The following is an 18,605-nucleotide window of genomic DNA, read 5'->3' on the forward strand; positions in this document are numbered from 1 at the left end:
TGTGAAGCCCACCACGGAGTTCCGGCAGTTGCCGTCGTTGACCGGCTTGCGGTGGGTCGCCGCGCTCATCGTTTTCCTTTACCACGTAAGAAACTTCGGCTACTTCGACGGCCCGGCCGGCGGTGTGGTGCACTGGGCCTTCGACGCCGGCGCGACGGGCGTGTCCTTCTTCTTCATCCTCTCCGGGTTCGTGCTCGCCTGGTCAGCCAGACCAGGCGAGCCGGTGACCACGTTCTGGCGCAGGCGATTCGCCCGGATCTACCCGGTGCACCTGGTCACCGCGGCGCTCGCGGTGCTCCTCGGCGCCACCCTGGTCCCCGGCCTGTTACCCGGCAGTGGCAACGAAACCGCGGCCAACCTGCTGCTGATCAGCTCCTGGTGGCCGGACTGGTGGCAGGCACTCAACCCGGTCAGCTGGTCACTGGTCTGCGAGGCGTTCTTCTACCTGTGCTTCCCGCTGCTGTTCGTGTTGCTGCGCAAGGGATCGGCGGCCTGGCTGTACGGGATCGCCGCCGCCGCGGTGCTGGTGGTGCTCGTCTTGCCGTTCCTGGGGCTGGCGCTGTACTCCTTCCCGTTGGCCAGGCTGCCCGAGTTCGTGCTCGGGGTCGCGCTGGGACTGTTGGTGCGCAACGGTTGCTGGCGCGGCCCTGGCCTGGACGTGGCGGTCGGGGTGACCCTGGTCGGCTACTTCCTCACCGCCCAGGTGCCCGGCGAATTCCGCTTCGCCGCCTGCACCGTGCTCGGATTCGCCCTGCTGCTGCCTGCCGCGGCCGTGGCCGACGTGACCGGCGCGCCCTCGCTGTGGCGGCGGCCCGCGCTGGTCCGGCTGGGGGAGTGGTCCTTCGCCTTCTACATGGTCCACCTGCTGGTGCTGCGCCTGGCCGAGGTCGTCCTGGGCACCGCGCCCAGACTGCCGTTCTGGTGGGCGCTGACCGCGTTCGTCACCGTGTTCGCCGTCTCGCTGCTGCTGTCCTGGCTGCTGTATGAACAGGTGGAGAAGCCCGCCCGCCGCTTGTTGTTGCGCCGCTGGAGCACACCCCGGCTCAAGGTGGTGCGGGCGTGAGGCGGGTGGCCTACGCCGCGGCGACCGTGCTGACGCTGCTGGTGGGCGTGGTCATGGTGGTGCGTGGACAGGAACAGCGGGTCCGGCTCGATCGGGCCGGGGAGATCGCGGTGCTGGGCGCGTCCATCTCCGGTGCGGAGTCGGCCTGGCCGGACCGGCTGGGCCTGACCAACCAGAGCCTGAGCGCGAGCAGACTGCTCACCGACAACGGCCCCGGCCTGCCCAGTGCCCTGCACCGCCTGGACTCCGCGATCCGGCCGGGGGTGCGTGCGGTGCTGCTGACCGACCTGATCAACGACATCCAGCAGGAACCCCACCAGTACGACCCCGAGATCATCATCGCCGGACTCCGGGAGTTCCTCCGCCAGGCGCACCGCCGCGGGATCCAGGTGATCGGCACGACCATCACGCCCTACGGCGGATTCCTGCGCTACGAGCCCGACGGCGAACGCACCCGCCAGGCGGTCAACCACTTCATCCGCCACTCCGGCGAGTTCGACCTGGTGCTCGACTTCGACGCGGCCGTGCGGGATGCCGCCGCACCCGAACGGCTGCGCCCGGAGTTCGACTCCGGCGACCACCTGCACCCCAACGCGGCAGGTCAGCGCCGGTTGGCCGCGGTCGCCACCGAGACGCTGGGCTGAACTGCACCCGACCGAGGGAGGGTGTGACCGGGGTCACGGGAACTAGCGTTCACCAGGATGGCAGAACACGGCATGGACCCCGGCTTCCGCACTCGGGTGCGCTCTGGCGAGCAGAGCGCCTTCGCCGTGCTGTTCGAGGAGTGCGGCCGCGCCGTGTACAACCACTGCTTCCGGCTGACCGGCGACTGGGCCGTGGCCGAGGACTGCGTGTCGCTGGTGTTCCTGGAGGCGTGGCGGCTGCGCGCGAAGATCGACGCCGAGGGCGGTTCGCTGCTGCCCTGGCTGCTGGGCGTGGCCACCAACGTGGTGCGCAGGCACTGGCGAGTGGCCCGCAGGCACCGGGCGGTGCTGGAGCAGATGCCGCCGCCCGCGTCTCTGCCGGACTTCGCCGAGGAGCTGGCGTCCCGTTTGGACGATCAGGAACGCATCGCGGAACTGCGCCGGGTCCTGTCCGCATTGCCCAGGGCCGACCGCGAGGTGCTGGCCCTGTGCGTGTGGTCCGGCCTGGATTACGCCGCCGCGGCGGAGGCACTGGGCGTCCCGGTTGGCACGGTCCGCTCCCGCCTGTCCAGGGCCCGCGCCCGGCTGGAGAAACTGGTGGACCGGAATCTGGTCACCAACCGGGAACTCGTGCGCACGGCCGGGCAGAGAGAGGGCGATGACCAGTCCGCCGAAGGAGAGACGCGATGAAGCGGGATGACGACGTGCGGGCCCTGGCCGAACTGGCGCCCGCACCCCCCGAACGGGATTTCCCGGCAGGCCGGGCCCGCCAGCGCGAACTACACCTCCTGCACGCCATCACCACCGCCCAGCGAACCCGCTCCGCCCGCCGAATCTGGCTGCTGGCCGGCGCCGCCGTGGTGGTGGTGCTCGGCCTGGTGGCCGCCACCACCCTGTTCGGCCCCACCCCGGCCGCGGTCGCGGCAACCCCGAAACCGTTGTCCTACAAGCAGGACGGCCGACCAGAGGACGCCATCGGACTGCTCCGCCAGATCGCCGACGCCACCGACAAGCTGCCCAACCCGGTCCCGGCCACCGACCACCTCAAACGAATCGGCTGGTTCCTGACCCGCAACAGCTACAGCAACGCGGTGGTCCCGGAGGAGATCGAGTCCTGGCTCAACCCCGACGGCACCGGCCGCACGGTCAAGCGATCAGGCGTCCCCGAGTTCCCGGACCAGGCGGCCCGCGACCGCTGGATCGCCGACGGTCTCTCCACCGAGGCAGGCCGGCCCCAGGTGACCACCGGCCCCCAGTTCCGGCACTGGCCGGACCGCCCGCCGACCGACCCGGCCGAGCTGGCCCGCTGGCTGCAGAAGGACCACCCACCCGCGAACGGCGCAGGCGAGGTCCTGGTGGCCATCACCGACCTGCTGCGCGAACGCGCCCTCACCCCGGCCGAACGCGCCGCCGTCCTCCGCGTCCTGGCCACCGTCCCCGGCCTGGTCTACCAGGGCAGCACCACCGACCGCCTTGGCCGCACCGGCCGGGCCTTCGCGCTGACCAACTCCCTGCGCGGCCTGCCGACCAGGCACACCCTGATCGTCAGCCAGGACAACGGGATCATCCTCGGCGAGGAGCAGATGCTGACCGAGTCCAGCGGCAAACTCGGCCTGCCGGTGCCCTCGGTGGTCGGCTACACCGTGTTCGAGCTGGCCGATCACGCGGCCGTGCCCTGAGTCGCGGAGACCTCCTGGAAACACCCCGCCCCCTACCGTCCGCTCGACCTGCTCACCCAGTGTTCGGAGCGTGACCACGTGCGACACCAGCGGGCCCTGCGCACCGCGCTGGCCGCGATCACCGGCCTGACCCTGCTCCCCGCCACCGCGGCGGCCACGCCCTCCACCGGAGGGACCCGCTTCCACCAGCAACAACCGGCCTGGCAGCAGTGCACACCGCATCCGGACTACCCGGGGATCCAGTGGGAGCGGATGGAATGCGCCACCGTCCAGGTGCCGCTGGACTACCGCGAACCCGGCGCGGACACCCTGGACATCCAGGTGACCCGGATCAAGGCCAAGGAACCGGCGGTCCGGCGGGGTGTGCTGCTGCTCAACCCTGGTGGGCCGGGCGGGCTCGGCTCCTCGATGCCGGTCGCGGTGGCGGACAACCGGATCGCGCGGCACTTCGACCTGATCGGCTTCGATCCCAGGGGCGTTGGCCGGTCCACGCGGTTGCAGTGCGAGGGCCAGGATCCGATTGACCAGAACCGGCCCGCGGACGAGGAGTTCCCGAAGATCGCGGCCGAGGCGCGGGAGCTGGAGGCGGGGTGTCAGCGGGCCGGTGGCCGGATGCGGCCGCACATCAGCACCGCCAACACCGCGCGGGACATGGACGTCATCCGGGCGGTGCTGGGCGAGAAGAAGATCAACTACCTGGGGTACTCCTACGGCACCTACCTCGGCGCGGTCTACGGCAGCCTCTTCCCGCAGCGGCTCAACCGCAGTGTCCTGGACTCGGCCATGCACCCGGACTGGCTCTACCGCGAGACCTGGAAGCACCAGTCGATCGCGGCGGGGGAGAACGTCGAGGTGTGGAGCCGGTGGCTGGCCGAGCGCGACCGCACCTTCCGCCTCGGCGCCACCCCGGCGGCCGTGCGCCGCACCCTGGACGAGGTGGGCCGGAAGCTGGCCGTCAAGCCGGTCGACCTGCTCGACCCGCCGCCAGGCATGCCGCAGCTGCACAGCGTGGAGCGGAGCCTGTTCGACAGCATCCTCACCTGGTCCAACGATCGGCCGATGTGGCAGAAACTGGGGCTGGTCGTCGGCAGGCTCCGCGAGCTGACCGGGTCGAAACCGGATCCGGACACCAGCGCCGCACTGGGCCTGCTCGCCCGGCGGGCCATCCCGGAGACCATGCCCGGCGCCTACTACGCGCTCAACTGCGAGGCGGACTGGCCGAGCGACCTCAACACCTACTACCGCGACATGAAGGTGTTCCGGGACAAGCACCCGTACGGCTCCGGGGCGATGGCCGCCGCGCCCAAGCCCTGCACCTTCCGCGGCTTCACCCCGCCGGAGAAACCCGTTGCCCTCAACCGGAACGGCTATCCCACCGGGCTGGTCATCCAGGCCGAGGGCGACATCGCCACGCACTACGCCGGTGGCCCGGCCATGGCCCGCAGGCTGCGTGACCACCTCATCTCGGTGCCCGACGACGGCAGCCACGGGCTGTACGGCCACAACACCTGCGTCACCGCCAAGGTCGACGAGTACCTGATCAACGGCGTGCTGCCCGGCCCCCGGTCGCTGTGCGCGGGCAGCCCGCGCCCGGACGTCCCCGCCGACGGTGAACCCGTTGCACCGCAGGCACAACCGGGCTCGCTCGCCGACGGCATCCGCTCGATCATCGCGCGGTACCGGCTGGATCGCCTGCGCTGAGCGGGTTTCAGCGGCCTCCGGTGGTGGCCTCGATCAGCTCGTGGGCCAGGTCGAGGCGGACGCCGTCGGGGTTGCGCAGGCCGTGTTCGGCGTACCAGGACTCGTCGGCCTCCGGATGCGGGCCGCTGACCCCGACCCGGCCCTTGCCGAACGGGGCGACGAGCACGGCGGGTTTCCCGTTGGGGTAGGAGGCCAGCACGGTGGCGGTGGCGTTGGCCGCCAGGACGAACGTGGGTCCGTCCTGGAAGTACATGTGCCGTGATTTCCCCTGCCAGTCCACCTTGATCACGGTGTGCCGGTCGTCGGGGACCGTGCTGCCGGGCGATCCGGCGTAGCCCTCGGTGTCGCCCGGCAACAGGTCGAAGCCGGGGTCGCGGCCGGCCAGGTAGGCGCCGAAGCACAGGCCGAGGTAGCTGCCGCCGCCCCGCACCCAGTCGCGGATCACCCCGGCGGAACCCTTGAGCTGCCGCCAGGTCCCGTCGAGGTCGGCGCCGCCGCCGGGCTGGACGTAGAGCTGTGCCCCGGCCAGTGCGGCGGCGGTCGGCGCGGTCACGAACTCGACCCGGTACGGCCGAGGTGCGTTACGCAGCAACGTGGCCACGGCCGGCGCGCAGTCGGTACAGCCCTGGGGGCCGTTGTAGACCAGCGCGAGCGGCGGCGGGGTGCTCGGCGGCTGGGCTGGCGGCTGCTCGGTCTTGGGCTGGGCGCAACCGGCCGCCAGCAGCGCCGCGGCCGGGAGGAGGCCGAACAGCAGCCGTCGACGGTCCACTGTGGACTGACTAGGCACGATCACCGGCTCCGGTCGCGGACCAGGCCGCCTCGATCATCCGGAAGATCTCGTCCACCGCGGCGTCCGGCTCGGCCGCCTCGCGGGCCAGTGAGAACGCCTCGATCGCGAACCGGGCCAGCGCACGGCAGGCGGTGGCGCTCCGGTGCAGGTCCGGGTCGGCGGTCAGGGCCGCGGCCAGCGAGTCCGCGTGGCGCAGGCGCATCGACTCCTCGTACTGCCGCAGCGCGGGGGATTCCTCGATCAGGTGCCAGGTCGGCGCGGAACCCTCGGCCGAGCAGTGCCGCACCAGGGCACGGATCTCCTCGCGCAGCAAGGGGATGAGCGGTTCGCCTGGCGCCCGGCCGGTGACCGCCTGGGTGAGGCGGTCCTGGAACTCCTGGTCCTGCTCGAACACCAGGGCCTCTTTCGAGGCGAAGTGGGAGAACACCGTGGTGACCGCCACATCGGCCTCGGCGGCCACGTCCCGGATGCCCACCGCGTCGTACCCGCGCTCCAGGAACAGCCGCAACGCGGTGTCGGCGATCTTCTGCCGGGTCGCGGCCTTCTTGCGCTCCCGACGTCCGGGCGGTGCGGTCATGCGCTGATGCTATCAGGTGCAAAAGTGGAGCTGTTGTTTAAAGCTAACCGTTAGTGTTACGTTCGATGGCGAGACGAGAGGGGGACCAACGATGCGCACGGTGATCGTGGGCGCGGGCCTGGTCGGCCTGACCACCGCGGCCTCGCTGCGGCTGATCGGGCACGAGGTCACCGTGCTGGAGCAGGCGCCGGAGGTGCGGGCGGCCGGGGCGGGCATCGGCCTGTGGGACAACGCGTTGCGGGAGTTCGACCTGCTCGGCATCGGCGAGCGGGTCCGGCGGCTGGGCGAGCCCGTGGACGCCTGGTTCTTCGACGCCGCGGGCCGCCCGGAACGCGCGGCGGGCTACGGCCCGGACGCCTACCGGTTCCTGATGGTGCCCCGGCCGGAGCTGACCACCCTGCTCGCCGACGCCGCCGGGCGGGACCGGATCCGCCTGGGCACGCACGTCACCGGCTTCACCGAGCAGGACACGCACGTGGTGGCGCACCTCGGCGACGGCACCCGGCTGGCGGCGGACCTGTTGATCGGCGCGGACGGGGTGTACTCCGAGGTGCGCGCCGCCATGCTGCCCGGCAGTGCGGCGGTCCCGCACGCCGGTCACCACGCCTGGCGGGCCGTGGTCCCCGCCGGTGCCGAGCGGCCGGAAGGCACGATGGTCACCATCGGCTCCGCGCGGACCAGGGGTGGCTACACCCGGGTCGCGGCGGATCGGACCATGTGGTGGGTTTCCCAGTTCGACGCCGGTGAACTCGTTGGCGGGAAACGGGATCGGGCGTTGCTACGGGCCCGCAACGTGGCCGGGTCCGGGTGGCACGAGGAGTTGCTGGCGATGATCGCGGCGACCCCGGAGGAGTCCATCCTGGAGAACCGGATCATGCGCGTCCCCGAGCTGCCGCACTGGACCACCGGCCGGGTCATGCTGATCGGCGATGCCGCACACGGCCTGTCCCCGCACATCGCGGCCGGCGGCACCCTGGGCATCGAGGACGCCGGGGTGCTACGCGCCGAACTGGCCCGCGGATCCGGCCTGGCCGAGCCGCTCGCCCGCTATGACAACGCCCGCAGAGCCCGCTTCGACCAGGTGCGCGCGCACGCCGACGCGGTCGAGCAGGCCGACGGGGCCGCCAAATCCGCCGAGCGCTACGCCGCCTTCAGCCACTGGATGCTCGGCACCGCGCCTGCCACTGACTAAGCACACCAACAACAACGTGAGGAACGAGAACATGCGGAAAGTGACCTTCGCCGAGTTCGGCGGCCCGGAAGTGCTGCGCCTGGACACCGCCGAGCAGCCGCACCCGGGCCCCGGCCAGGTGCGCATCGCCGTGCGGGCCGCGGGCGTGAACCCGTTCGACTGGCGGATCCGCACCGGAACGCTCCAGGACGCCCACCCGATCGAACTGCCTGCCGGGCTTGGGCTTGACGCCGCCGGGGTGGTGGACGAGCTGGGGGAGGGCGTCGAAGGCGTCGAGGTCGGCGAGCACGTGTTCGGCGTGGGTTCGAGCGCCTACGCCGAGTTCGCGGTGCTCTCGGCCTGGACCCGGATGCCGGCCGGACTGACGTTCGAGGAGGCGGCCGGATACCCCTCGGTGGTGGAGACCGCACTGCGCATCCTGCGCGAGGTCGGGGTGCGGCCGGGGCAGACGCTGCTGGTCAGCGGGGCTTCCGGCGGCGTCGGCTCGGCGGTGCTGCAGATCGCCCGCGACCGCGGCATCACCGTGATCGGCACGGCGGGCCCGGCCAACCAGGACTACCTGCGTGGCCTTGGCGCGCAGGCGGTGACCTACGGCGAAGGCTGGGTCGAGCGGGTGCGGCGGCTGGGCCGGGTCGACGCGGCGCTCGATGTGGCGGGCTCGGGTGTGCTCCGCGAGCTGATCGAACTGACCGGGGATCCGGACAAGGTGGTCTCCATCGCCGATTTCGGCGCGGCGGAGCACGGCGTCCGCTTCTCCGGCGAGGCGGGCAGCCTGCCGGACGCGCTCGCCCTGGCGGCCGACCTGATCACGCGGGGCAGGCTGCACATCCCGGTCGAGAAGTCCTACCCGCTCGCCGAAGCAGCGGCCGCACATCTCGACAGCCAGGCCGGTCACACCCGAGGCCGCCGGGTGCTGGTCCCCTGAGCGGCCGCGGGGGCCGGGAAGCGATGAATCGCCTCCCCGGCCCCCGCGCCGGTCAGGTCACTTCTTCAGCTCGTACCCGCGCATGATGGTCTGCTCGAGCTTGTTGCCGTCGCTGTCGATCACCTTGGCGCGCAACGAGACGAAACCTCCCTCGGCCGGGTGGGTGAGCTTGGCCGCTCCCTTGTCGACCGGCGCCTGCTGCCAGGTCTTGCCGTCGTCGTAGGAGACCTCCACCGTCAGCTCGCGCACGATGGCCCCCGGCGAGCCGGGCTGGCGCTCGACGGTCACCGGAACGGTGAACGGCACCCCCGCCTGGGCCCGGTTGAACTCGTCGAGCTTCGGGGTGAACCGGACGGCCATCGCGGGCACCGCCGTCGTGCGGGTGGTGTTCCGGGACCGGAACGTCCACGACGCACTGACCTTTGTGGACAGTGTGGTGGCCGCCCTGCTCGCCTCGACCTCCACCCGGTACTCCGCCGCCTCCTTGGGCAGGGTGAAGTCGCCGAGTCCGGGCAGGTTGCCTTCCGCGATCTTCTTGCCGTTCTGGTACACCGTGGTGCGCCCGCTGTCCTGCCGGACGGGCAGGCCCCAGTGCCCGGCGCCGTCGCTGAACAGCGGCAGCCGCACGGTCAGCGTGTCACCGGTCCTGGTGAGCCAGTGGTCCGGTGCGAACCGCTCCGGCATCGCGGGACCCACGACCCCGGTGTTCCAACGCTCCACTGTGGACTGACCAGCCCGGTACCGCGTCAACATCGAGCGCAGCTCCGTCTCCGAGGCCCGGTCGGGACCGGTGCCGAACTGGGTGAGGACACCGCTCCACCGCACCCCCTCGGCCAGGACGTGCTCGGTGCGCCGGGACGGCAGCGGCAGGTCCAGCATGCGGGAGTACGCCACGGTGTCACCGCGCAACGGCTTGGGCAGCAGCGCCTTCCCGCCGGTGCGACTGCCCGCGACGCTCGCGTACTCCGCCTGCACCGTGGCCAGGTCGGCCTCGCGGACCCGGCGCTCGAAGCCCGTCGGCAGGCGGCCCTGCTCGAACCACGCCAGGTTATAGGTACGGGTGCTGTCCGCCCACTGCGTGTGCACCCTGGCGGTCAACTCGTCCCGGTTGAGGGACGGACCGATGTGCGCGGTGGAGATTCCGTTCAGGTCGCCGGCCAGGATGCCGCCGCCGACCCAGACGCCGTCCGGCAGGGTCCTGACAAAGCCGACATCGGCGTTGAAGACCGTGGCGGTCGGGCTGGGCACGGTGACGGTGACCGGCCGCGCCACCCTGGCGTCCAGGGTGATCGCGAGGTTGCGGGTGACCTCGAGAACCGGGTGCAGCAGGAAGGTGGTCTCGCTCCCGGTGAAAATGCTGGAGTAGAGGGTGTAGCTGCCCTTCGGCAGGCGCAGGGTGGATTTTCCGTTGGCACCGCTGGTTTGGTGGTCGGTGGTGGCACCCGCCGCGGTGCCGGCGAAGTCCGACGCGGGGCGGCCTGTCCGGTCGGTGACGTCGAGGGCGACGTCGTAGCTCTCGGCCTCCTTGTCCACGGCGAGCGGAGTGCCAACGGTGACCGTCGAGTCGGACGCGATCAGCCTGCCGGTGTAGAGCGCGTCCGCTCCCGGCGTGCGGGTGTCCGAGGTGACCTGGACCGTGGTCTCGCCGCCTGCGGGCACGGTCACCGTCGTGCGGTCCACGGTGAACATTCCCTGCGGCGCCTGGGTCTCGACGCGCAGGGTGAGCGTGCGCGCGGTGGTCCCGGTGTTGCGGTAGGTGACCGGCTTGGTCACCGGCTTGTCGTCGTCGTGCGGCCACTGCTGGGTGCCGAAGCCGAGGCTGCCGGAGGTGCTGATCAGGGTCTGGTTCAGCGCCTTGCCGACGTCGACCCGGCCCGAGCCCTGCTCGAAGACGCCGAGCGTGGGGTTCGGGGTGGCGGAGGAGGTCAGCTGCGCCTTGAGATCGGCGGCCTTCCACCCCGGGTGACGCTGGGCCAGCAGCGCCGCGACCCCGGCGACGTGCGGGGTCGCCATCGACGTGCCGGACATCGACACGTAGCCGTCCCCGGCGGGCGTGCCGATCCGGCCGTGCGTGGCCCTGCCCGCCACGATGCCGACGCCGGGAGCGGTGATGTCGGGCTTGATCGCGCCGTCGCCGACCCGCGGCCCACGGCTGGAGAACGGGGCCAGCTTGTCGTCCCGGTCGACCGCGCCCACGGTGAGCGCGGCGTCCGCGCTGCCGGGGGAACCGACGCTCTTGGCGTGCGGGCCGCTGTTCCCGGCCGCGATGACGAACAACGTGCCGTACTTGGCGGTCAGCGTGTTGACCGCCTCCTCCAGCGGATCGACCTCCGCGCCGTCACCGCCGCCGAGGCTGAGGTTGGCGATGGTGGCGCCCTGCTCGGCCGCCCACTGCATCCCGGCGAGGATCCAGGAGTCGTAGCCGGAGCCGTTGCTGTCGAGCACCTTGGCGTCGAGGATCTTCGCGCCGTAGGCGACGCCCTTGAACTTGCCGCCGGACTTCGCGCCAGTGCCCGCGATGGTGGAGGCGACGTGCGTGCCGTGCCCCTGCCGGTCCACCGCGTCGGCGTCGCCGGTGAAATTGTGCTCGGCCAGCTGCCGGTCGGCCAGGTCGGGGTGGGTCTCATCGACGCCGGTGTCCAGCACAGCCACCTTGATCCCGTTGCCGGTCAGGCCGCTCTGCCAGGCCGACGGCGCACCGATCTGCGCGGTGCTGCGGTCCAAAGTGGACTTGCGCTTGCCGTCCAGCCACACCCGTTCGACACCCGAGGTGGTGATCGTCTGCCAGAGCTGCGCGACCCGGCTCTTCGCCACCGTCACCGCGGCCGCGCGCACGCTGGGCAGCTCGGCGGTGACCCGCACCCCGGCCGCCCGCACCTGCGGCGCACTCATGATCAACGGGAGGTCGGCGCGGGTGATGTCGTCGTAGCCGGACTCGATCAGCGCGGTCACGTCGAACAGCCGCCGGTCCAGCACACCCTTGCGCAGCAACGGTTCCGCGTCCTCGGGGACCACGTGCAAGCGACCGCCGACCTGCCGGGTGGTGAAGCGTTTCCGCTCCCGGCCCTCGCCCGGCCGGACCACGGCCGAGCTGAGCTTGCCGGGCGTCACGCCGACCCGATCGCCGGTCACCAGGGTCACCCACCGCAGTGACCCTGGATCCGGTGTTCTCTCCTGGGCCGTCGCCATGCCCGGCACCAAGGTGGTACCGAGCACGAGCACCGCGCCCAACACGCTGAGTCGCACGAATGCCTCCAGCTCTCCGGGAAGGGGATGATGGGCACATCAAGCACCACGGCCGATAAATCCGCGATAACCACCGCTCTCGGTTTCGCCCGGCCGCGCCTATGCTCAGCTCGAACGGGACGGGAGGCCGCATGCGGGTGTTGCTCGTCGAGGACGAACGGGTACTGGCCGAGGCCATCGCGGAAGGGCTGCGCGAGGAAGCGCTGGCCGTGGACGTGGCCTACGACGGCGGTGCTGCACTGGAGCGGATCGGGGTGCACGCCTACGACGTCGTGGTGCTCGACCGGGACCTGCCGGTGGTGCACGGGGACGAGGTGTGCCGCGCGGTCGTCGAATCCGGTGCGGCGACAAGGGTTCTGATGCTCACCGCCGCCGGATCGGTGCTTGACCGGATCGCCGGACTCGGCCTCGGCGCCGATGACTACCTGCCCAAGCCGTTCGTCTTCGGCGAACTGGTGGCCAGGGTGCGCGCGCTCGGCCGCCGGACCCGGCCAGCCGCGCCGCCGGTACTGAGCCGGGCCGGCATCCGAGTTGACCCCGGACGCCTGGAAACCCATCGGGACGGTGCGCTGATCCCGTTGTCCCGCAAGGAGTTCGGTGTGCTGGAAGAGCTGTTGCGGGCCGAGGGCAGGCCGGTCTCCGCCGAGGAACTCCTCGAACGGGTCTGGGACGAGCACATCGACCCGTTCACCAACGTGGTGCCGATGACGGTGATGAAGCTGCGGCGCAAACTGGGGGAGCCGCCGGTGATCGGCACCGTGCCCGGCGCGGGATACCGGATCCCATGACCTTCCGCACCCGGCTGACCGTGCTGTGTGGACTGTTCGTCCTTGGCGCGAGCGCGGCACTGCTCGGCCTCACCTATCTTTTGGTCGCGCGCAGCCTCGACCGCGTGCTGGGCTCGACCGCGCGGCTGGTGCTGACCCAGGCCGGTCAGGAGCCGACCTTCGGGCTCGCCGTCCCCACGCTGCCGGACAGCTCGCCGGACCAGCTCGGCGTGCTGGAGGAGCAGTTCCGGTCGGCGATCCTGGACTCGCTGTTGTTCCAGGGGGTGATCGCCTTCGCCGTGGTCGGCACGGTCACCATGCTGCTGGTGTGGCTGCTCGGTGCGCGGGCGCTGCGGCCACTGCGCCGGATCACCGACACCGCGCGCCGGGTGGCCGACCGCAGCCTGCACGAGCGCATCGCGCTGGACGGCCCGCGCGATGAGATCAAGGAACTGGCCGACACCTTCGACACCATGCTCGACCGGCTGGACCGCTCCTTCGACGGTCAGCGCCGGTTCGTGGCCAACGCCTCGCACGAACTGCGCACCCCGCTGACCATGCAGCGCACCCTGGTCGAGGTGGCCATGCGCCGCAAGGACGCCCCACCCGAGCTGCGCAAGCTCGGCGGCTCGCTGCTGGAGATCAACGACCGGCACGAACGCCTCATCGAGGGCCTGCTCACCCTGGCCCACAGCGAGAACGAACAACTCACGGTGCAGCCGCTCGACCTCGCCGACCTCGCCGCCCGGGTCATCGAGGCGGCGGGCACCGAGGCCGCGGCGGCCGGGGTCACGATCACCGCCGACCTGACGGCGGCACCGGTGCACGGCGACCCGGCGCTGCTGGAACGGGCCGTGCAGAACCTGGTCGAGAACGGCATCCGGCACAACCTCGCCGAGGGCGGCTGGGTACACGTGCACAGCGGCCCACCCGGGACGATCTCGGTCACCAACTCCGGCGTCGTGATCACCGCCGAGGACCTGCCCCGGCTGTTCGAGCCCTTCCGCAGGCTCGGCGACGACCGGATCGGCTCCCGGCGCGGCAGTGGACTCGGCCTGTCGATCGTCCGCTCGGTGGCCAACGCCCACGGCGGCCAGGTCACCGCCGAACCGCGGCCCGATGGCGGGCTGACCGTATCGCTGACACTGCCCGCCCGGATTCCCCAGCCGGAGACCGGCGCCTTCTCCTAATCGAAATGGCTATCGCGGCCATTTCACCGGAATGGTGGATCAAGGTCAATCGGCCATTCGGTGACCCCGGTTCCGGTCGGCGCGCGGCGGATAATCGTGCCGGACAATCAAGGGCCTCGGCACGAAATGTCCGCTTTTGAACCCGATCGGGTTAAACCGTCCAGGCTGGCTTGTCCTCGTGGATCAGCTCCACATAGCGTCGCTTCCGCTTTGGAACCGATTGCTCAACAATCCCCATTTCGATTGGTGGTCGTGCTGTGCGCGAAATGACTGACGAACGCTCTCCGCAGCGCAACGGAAACGGCGGCGGGCAGCTCAGCCTCAGCACGGAAGCCGCGCGCAAACTGTCCTCGACCAGCAAGTCCGTGCCGCAGATGCAGGGCATCACGCCGCGGTGGCTGCTCAACCTGCTGCCCTGGGTGGAGGCGCGCGGTGGCGCCTACCGGGTCAACCGGCGGCTGAACTACACCCTGGGGGACGGGCGGCTGGCCTTCCAGACCACCGGCAGCCAGGTGCAGGTCATCCCAGCCGAGCTGACCGAACTGCCGTTATTGCACGACTGCGCCGACATCGACGCGCTCGGCCTGATGGCAGGCCGGTTCACCCAGCGCGAGTACGAGGCAGGCCAGGTGCTGGTGAGCGCGGACAGCCCGGCCGATGAGCTGGTGCTGCTGGTGCACGGGCGGCTGACCAAACTCCGGGACGGCGAGTACGGCCAGGAGTCGACCCTGACCATCATGGCCGACGGCGACCATTTCGGGGACGAGTTCCTGCTCGATGCCGACAGCCGGTGGGACTACTCGGTCAAGGCGGCCACCGCCTGCACGGTGATGTCGCTGAGCAGGGCCGACTTCCACGAACTGCTGGAACAGTCCGCCTCCCTGCGCGCGCATATCGAGCGGCAGCGGGCGCAGGCGGACAAGGCGCAGAACCCCTATGGCGAGGCCGAGGTGGACATCCGGTCCGGCCACCGAGGGGAACAGCTGCTCAGCGGCACCTTCGTCGACTACGAGATGAAGCCCCGCGAGTACGAGCTGAGCATCGCCCAGACCGTGCTGCGCGTGCACACCCGGGTGCAGGACCTCTACAACGAGCCCATCGACCAGCTCGAACAGCAGCTGCGGCTGACCATCGAGGCGGTGCGGGAGCGCCAGGAACACGAGCTGATCAACAACCGGGACTTCGGCCTGCTTCACAACGCCGACTTCGGCCAGCGCATCTACACCCGCTCCGGCCCGCCCACCCCGCACGACATGGACCGGCTGCTGAACACGGTGTGGAAGAACCCAGGGTTCATCCTGGCCCACCCCGAGGCCATCGCGGCCTTCCGGGACGAGTGCACCCGGCAGGGCATCTCGCCGGAGACCGTGCACGTGCCCGGCGGCCGGGTCTCGGCCTGGCGCGGGGTGCCGATCTACCCGTGCTGGAAGATCCCGATCACCGAGAAGCGCACCACCTCGATCATGGTGATGCGCACCGGCGAGGAGGACCAGGGCGTCATCGGCCTGCGCAAGACCGGGCTGATCGACGAGTACGAGCCGGGCCTGAGCGTGCGGTTCATGAGCATCGACGAGAAGGCGATCGTCAACTACCTCATCACCTGCTACTACTCGCTGGCCGTGCTGGTGCCGGACGCACTCGGCGTGCTGGAGCACGTGCAGCTCGGGAGTGTTGATGGCCGCGGCTGATGCCGATCCCTTCGTCCGGGCCAGGGAACTGGTCACACCGGGGCTGAAGGCGGCGGCGGACCGGATGAACTCCGGCACCCGCCAGGTCATCGGCTACCACTTCGGCTGGTGCGACGAGCAGGGCCGCCCGGTGGCAGCCAACAACGGCAAGATGGTGCGGCCTGCCCTGGCGATGCTGGCGGCCGAGGCCGTCGGCGGCGCGCCTGGGCGGGCCGCCGGGGCAGGGGCCGCGGTCGAGCTGGCGCACAACTACTCGCTGCTGCACGACGACGTGATGGATGAGGACCCGACCCGGCGGCACCGGCCGACCGCGTGGACGGTCTACGGGGTGCCCGCCGCGATCCTGGCCGGGGACGCGCTGATCACCCTGGCCGGTGAGGCACTCGTCGGCGACGGCGCGCCGCTGGCCGCCGAGGGGGTGCCGCGGCTGGACGCGGCGCTGCTGCGGCTGATCGACGGCCAGGCGGCGGACATGGCCTTCGAGGGCCGGACCGAGGTGGGCCTTGACGAGTGCCTGACCATGGTCGGGGACAAGACCAGCGCGTTGTTCGCACTGGCCTGCGAGCTGGGTGCGCTGTCGGCCGGGGCGGCGCCGCACCAGGTCTGGCAGCTGCGCCAGTTCGGCGAGCACCTCGGACTGGCCTTCCAGCTCAACGACGACCTGCTGGGCATCTGGGGTGATCCGGAGATCACCGGCAAGCCGGTGCTGGCCGACCTGCGCGCCCGCAAGAAGTCACTGCCGGTGGTGGCCGCCCTCAACGCGGGCAACGCGGCCGCGGCCCGGCTGGCCGAGCTGTACCACCGGGACGAGCCACTGGCGGACGCCGAACTGCGCACCTGCGCCGAGCTGATCGAGGAGGCCGGGGCCCGCACCTGGGCGCACCAGGAGACCCAGCGCCAGCTCGACGCGGCGCTGGGCTGCCTCCAGGCCGCGAACCCCCGCCCGGGGGCCGCCGCGGACCTCACCGCGCTCGCCCACCTGCTGACCACCCCACCCGCCACGACCGCCACACCCGTTCCGGCCGAGAAGTCCGCTGCCCCCAGCACATCCCGGTCCTTCCAGCTGCCCGAGTTCCGGCTCAGCCGCGCGGCCCGGCTCAATCCCCAGCTGGAAACCGCCCGCGCGCACACCGACGCCTGGGCCATCCGGCTGGGCCTGGTCGATGAGGATCCGGCCGTCATGCCGTGGAGCCGGGCCCAGCTCGCCGCGAACGACCTCGGCCTGCTGTGCGCGCACAAATTCCCTGACACGCCAACGGAAGCGCTCACCACCGTCAGCGACTGGTACACCTGGCTGTTCCACCTGGACGACTACCTGGTGGAGAAGTTCGGCCGCACCGGCGACCTGGCCGGCGCGAAGGCATACCTGGCCAGGCTGCCCGAGTTCCTGCCAACCGACCCCGGCCGGCCGGCACCGGAGCCGGCCAACCCGACCGAGCGCGCACTGGCCGACCTGTGGTCCCGCACCGCCCCGGCGATGTCGCCCGCGTGGCGGGCCCGCATCCACGGCGCGCTGGCGGAACTGCTGACCGGACACCTCCAGGAACTACGCCAGACCGCGGCCACGCACACCGCCAACCCGCTGGAGTACCTGGCGGCCAAGCGAATGACCAACGGCGGCCGGGTGGCCGACCACCTGACCGAGTTCGCCAAGGCGGCCGAACTGCCTGCCGCGGTCGCCGACGGCCCGACCCTGCGGTCCCTGCTCGACGCGGTCACCGACGGCGCCCTGCTGCTCAACGACATCTACTCCTACGACCGCGAGGCTGGCGACCCTGGCGAGACCGGCAACATGGTGCTGCTGCTGGAAAAACTCCTCGGCTGCGGCCCGCAGCAGGCGGCGGAGGCATGCAACGACATGATCACCGCCAGGGTCCGGCAGTTCGAGCACATCGCGGAGGTGGAGATTCCCGAGATGTGCCAGGCACATCAGCTCTCCGCCGCGCAGCGCGCCACCGTGCTGGAACACGTGGACAGCCTGCGGGACTGGCTGCCCGGCTGGCAGGCCTGGCACCAGCGCGCCGCCCGCTACCAGCCCGCGGACCCGGTCGCGGCCGGGCAGCCGATCACCCGCAGACTGGCCGGACCCACCGGCCTCGGCACGGCGACGGCCCGGCGGCTGGTGGCCCGGGTCAGCGGCTGAGTCCACCGGCCTCACGGGTCAGCTGCCGCTCCACCCCGTCCAGCACCAGCCGGAGGCCGTACTCGAACATGACGTCCAGATCCTGCTCGAACTCCTGGTCCGCCAGGTGTTCCAGGGTCGGATATCGGCCCTGGGCGACGATCTCCGCGAAGTTCGCCGCCTGGGTGCTGATCCACTCCTCGCTGGTCAGGCCGGTGTCCTGGCGTTCCCGGGTCTCCGCCTGGAGGGACAGCGCCAGGCCGCGGATGTGGCTGACCAGGTTGAGGTGGATGTACCACATGTCCTCGACACCAAGACCGAGTCCGCGCAACGCGGTCAGCACCCATTCGGTGTAGGACATCAGGTTCGGGGTGGCCCGTGGCCGGGTCATCGACAGCACCTCGGCCACCCAGGGCCGCCGCCGGCAGACCGTCCACAGTAGACGGCTGGATAACTCCAGGCAGTCCCGCCAGTGCGCGGGGGGCCGCGCTGGCAAGGTTTCCTCGGCGATCACCCGGTCCGCCATGTGCAGCAGCAGATCCTCCTTGCCGGAGACGTGCCGGTACAGCGACATGGTCGCGGTGCCGAGGTCGGTGGCCACCCGGCGCATCGACACCGCGGCCATCCCGTCGGCGTCGGCGATCGCGATCGCCGCGCGCAGGATCCGGTCCCGCCCCAACTCCTGCTCGCGCGGGAGTGTCCGGGTCGGCGGGCGATCCGCCGACCGCACCACGGTTCCCGCGCCGGGTTTGGTGTCCACCAGACCCTCCTCGCGCAGGGTGGCGATCACCTTGGTGGCGGTGGCCATCGCGACTCCCCACTCCCGGGTGATCTGCCGGGTGGACGGGATCCGGTCGCCGGGCCGCAGCCGACCGCGCGCGATCCGGTCCCTGATCTCCGCCACGATCCGCTGATACGGCGCCCCGCTGTCCACCAAGCCTCCAAGCGCACTAGTGCGTTCACTCCCGGGCGAACCCGTGATCTGCCCTGGAAACAAAGTGCACTAGGGCATGTGTACACC

General features: G+C 71.2%; 15 protein-coding genes. 11 read left to right on the top strand and 4 right to left on the bottom strand.

What is annotated here, in order from left to right:
* Window position 1: 1 nt before the first annotated feature.
* The 5 genes from HNR67_RS24505 to HNR67_RS24525 all read left to right on the top strand — a co-directional run bounded on the left by HNR67_RS24505 (window position 2) and on the right by HNR67_RS24525 (window position 5,087).
* Entirely contained in the window at window positions 2-1,063 is a 1,062-nt protein-coding gene (locus HNR67_RS24505) for an acyltransferase family protein (protein ID WP_185004576.1), read from the top strand.
* Complete coding sequence (locus tag HNR67_RS24510) at window positions 1,060-1,707, top strand: GDSL-type esterase/lipase family protein (RefSeq protein WP_185004577.1); 648 nt, start codon at window positions 1,060-1,062, stop codon at window positions 1,705-1,707. The genes HNR67_RS24505 and HNR67_RS24510 overlap by 4 nt, the downstream gene beginning before the upstream one ends.
* A 57-nt stretch (window positions 1,708-1,764) precedes the next feature.
* Window positions 1,765-2,397, top strand: coding sequence for an RNA polymerase sigma factor (locus HNR67_RS24515; protein ID WP_246492583.1), 633 nt, complete (start codon window positions 1,765-1,767; stop codon window positions 2,395-2,397).
* On the top strand, window positions 2,394-3,386 hold the full coding sequence (locus HNR67_RS24520; RefSeq protein ID WP_185004578.1) for a CU044_5270 family protein: 993 nt from the start codon (window positions 2,394-2,396) through the stop codon (window positions 3,384-3,386). Before HNR67_RS24515 ends, HNR67_RS24520 begins: the two co-directional genes overlap by 4 nt.
* A gap of 78 nt (window positions 3,387-3,464) precedes the next feature.
* A complete protein-coding gene (locus HNR67_RS24525; protein ID WP_185004579.1) occupies window positions 3,465-5,087 on the top strand; it encodes an alpha/beta hydrolase in 1,623 nt (540 codons plus the stop codon).
* A gap of 7 nt (window positions 5,088-5,094) precedes the next feature.
* On the opposite strand, the gene HNR67_RS24530 is transcribed toward HNR67_RS24525, so the two are convergent.
* Window positions 5,095-5,880, bottom strand: coding sequence for a BPL-N domain-containing protein (locus tag HNR67_RS24530; protein WP_312987946.1), 786 nt, complete (start codon window positions 5,878-5,880; stop codon window positions 5,095-5,097).
* Window positions 5,867-6,454 (bottom strand): TetR/AcrR family transcriptional regulator, encoded by a 588-nt coding sequence (locus tag HNR67_RS24535; protein WP_185004580.1) that lies wholly within the window; start codon window positions 6,452-6,454, stop codon window positions 5,867-5,869. The genes HNR67_RS24530 and HNR67_RS24535 overlap by 14 nt, the downstream gene beginning before the upstream one ends.
* Before the next feature lie 91 nt (window positions 6,455-6,545).
* On the opposite strand from HNR67_RS24535, the gene HNR67_RS24540 reads away from it, so the two are divergent.
* On the top strand, window positions 6,546-7,646 hold the full coding sequence (locus HNR67_RS24540) for an FAD-dependent monooxygenase (protein WP_185004581.1): 1,101 nt from the start codon (window positions 6,546-6,548) through the stop codon (window positions 7,644-7,646).
* A gap of 31 nt (window positions 7,647-7,677) precedes the next feature.
* The gene (locus HNR67_RS24545; protein WP_185004582.1) at window positions 7,678-8,571 is read left to right on the top strand and encodes an NADP-dependent oxidoreductase; all 894 of its coding nucleotides are present in this window, start codon (window positions 7,678-7,680) and stop codon (window positions 8,569-8,571) included.
* A gap of 57 nt (window positions 8,572-8,628) precedes the next feature.
* Here HNR67_RS24545 and HNR67_RS24550 read toward each other — a convergent pair whose 3' ends face one another.
* Window positions 8,629-11,817 (bottom strand): S8 family peptidase, encoded by a 3,189-nt coding sequence (locus HNR67_RS24550; protein WP_185004583.1) that lies wholly within the window; start codon window positions 11,815-11,817, stop codon window positions 8,629-8,631.
* Window positions 11,818-11,948: 131 nt separating this feature from the next.
* On the opposite strand from HNR67_RS24550, the gene HNR67_RS24555 reads away from it, so the two are divergent.
* The 4 genes from HNR67_RS24555 to HNR67_RS24570 all read left to right on the top strand — a co-directional run bounded on the left by HNR67_RS24555 (window position 11,949) and on the right by HNR67_RS24570 (window position 17,605).
* The gene (locus HNR67_RS24555) at window positions 11,949-12,605 is read left to right on the top strand and encodes a response regulator transcription factor (protein WP_185004584.1); all 657 of its coding nucleotides are present in this window, start codon (window positions 11,949-11,951) and stop codon (window positions 12,603-12,605) included.
* Complete coding sequence (locus tag HNR67_RS24560; protein WP_185004585.1) at window positions 12,602-13,774, top strand: sensor histidine kinase; 1,173 nt, start codon at window positions 12,602-12,604, stop codon at window positions 13,772-13,774. The genes HNR67_RS24555 and HNR67_RS24560 overlap by 4 nt, the downstream gene beginning before the upstream one ends.
* Window positions 13,775-14,040: 266 nt before the next feature.
* Window positions 14,041-15,462, top strand: coding sequence for a family 2B encapsulin nanocompartment shell protein (locus HNR67_RS24565; protein ID WP_185004586.1), 1,422 nt, complete (start codon window positions 14,041-14,043; stop codon window positions 15,460-15,462).
* Complete coding sequence (locus tag HNR67_RS24570) at window positions 15,449-17,605, top strand: polyprenyl synthetase family protein (RefSeq protein ID WP_185004587.1); 2,157 nt, start codon at window positions 15,449-15,451, stop codon at window positions 17,603-17,605. The genes HNR67_RS24565 and HNR67_RS24570 overlap by 14 nt, the downstream gene beginning before the upstream one ends.
* On the opposite strand, the gene HNR67_RS24575 is transcribed toward HNR67_RS24570, so the two are convergent.
* Window positions 17,595-18,518 (bottom strand): TetR/AcrR family transcriptional regulator C-terminal domain-containing protein, encoded by a 924-nt coding sequence (locus HNR67_RS24575; protein WP_185004588.1) that lies wholly within the window; start codon window positions 18,516-18,518, stop codon window positions 17,595-17,597. The genes HNR67_RS24570 and HNR67_RS24575 overlap by 11 nt on opposite strands.
* Window positions 18,519-18,605 lie beyond the last annotated feature (87 nt).

Source organism: Crossiella cryophila, assembly GCF_014204915.1.
Classification (GTDB): Bacteria; Actinomycetota; Actinomycetes; order Mycobacteriales; family Pseudonocardiaceae; genus Crossiella; species Crossiella cryophila.

Bases quoted from the DNA above. Each gene is read 5' to 3' on its own strand.
- HNR67_RS24515 (WP_246492583.1), top strand. From the start codon at position 1,765: ATGGCAGAACACGGCATGGACCCCGGCTTCCGCACTCGGGTGCGCTCT.
- HNR67_RS24520 (WP_185004578.1), top strand. From the start codon at position 2,394: ATGAAGCGGGATGACGACGTGCGGGCCCTGGCCGAACTGGCGCCCGCA.
- HNR67_RS24535 (WP_185004580.1), bottom strand. From the start codon at position 6,454: ATGACCGCACCGCCCGGACGTCGGGAGCGCAAGAAGGCCGCGACCCGG.
- HNR67_RS24540 (WP_185004581.1), top strand. From the start codon at position 6,546: ATGCGCACGGTGATCGTGGGCGCGGGCCTGGTCGGCCTGACCACCGCG.
- HNR67_RS24545 (WP_185004582.1), top strand. From the start codon at position 7,678: ATGCGGAAAGTGACCTTCGCCGAGTTCGGCGGCCCGGAAGTGCTGCGC.
- HNR67_RS24555 (WP_185004584.1), top strand. From the start codon at position 11,949: ATGCGGGTGTTGCTCGTCGAGGACGAACGGGTACTGGCCGAGGCCATC.
- HNR67_RS24560 (WP_185004585.1), top strand. From the start codon at position 12,602: ATGACCTTCCGCACCCGGCTGACCGTGCTGTGTGGACTGTTCGTCCTT.
- HNR67_RS24565 (WP_185004586.1), top strand. From the start codon at position 14,041: ATGACTGACGAACGCTCTCCGCAGCGCAACGGAAACGGCGGCGGGCAG.
- HNR67_RS24570 (WP_185004587.1), top strand. From the start codon at position 15,449: ATGGCCGCGGCTGATGCCGATCCCTTCGTCCGGGCCAGGGAACTGGTC.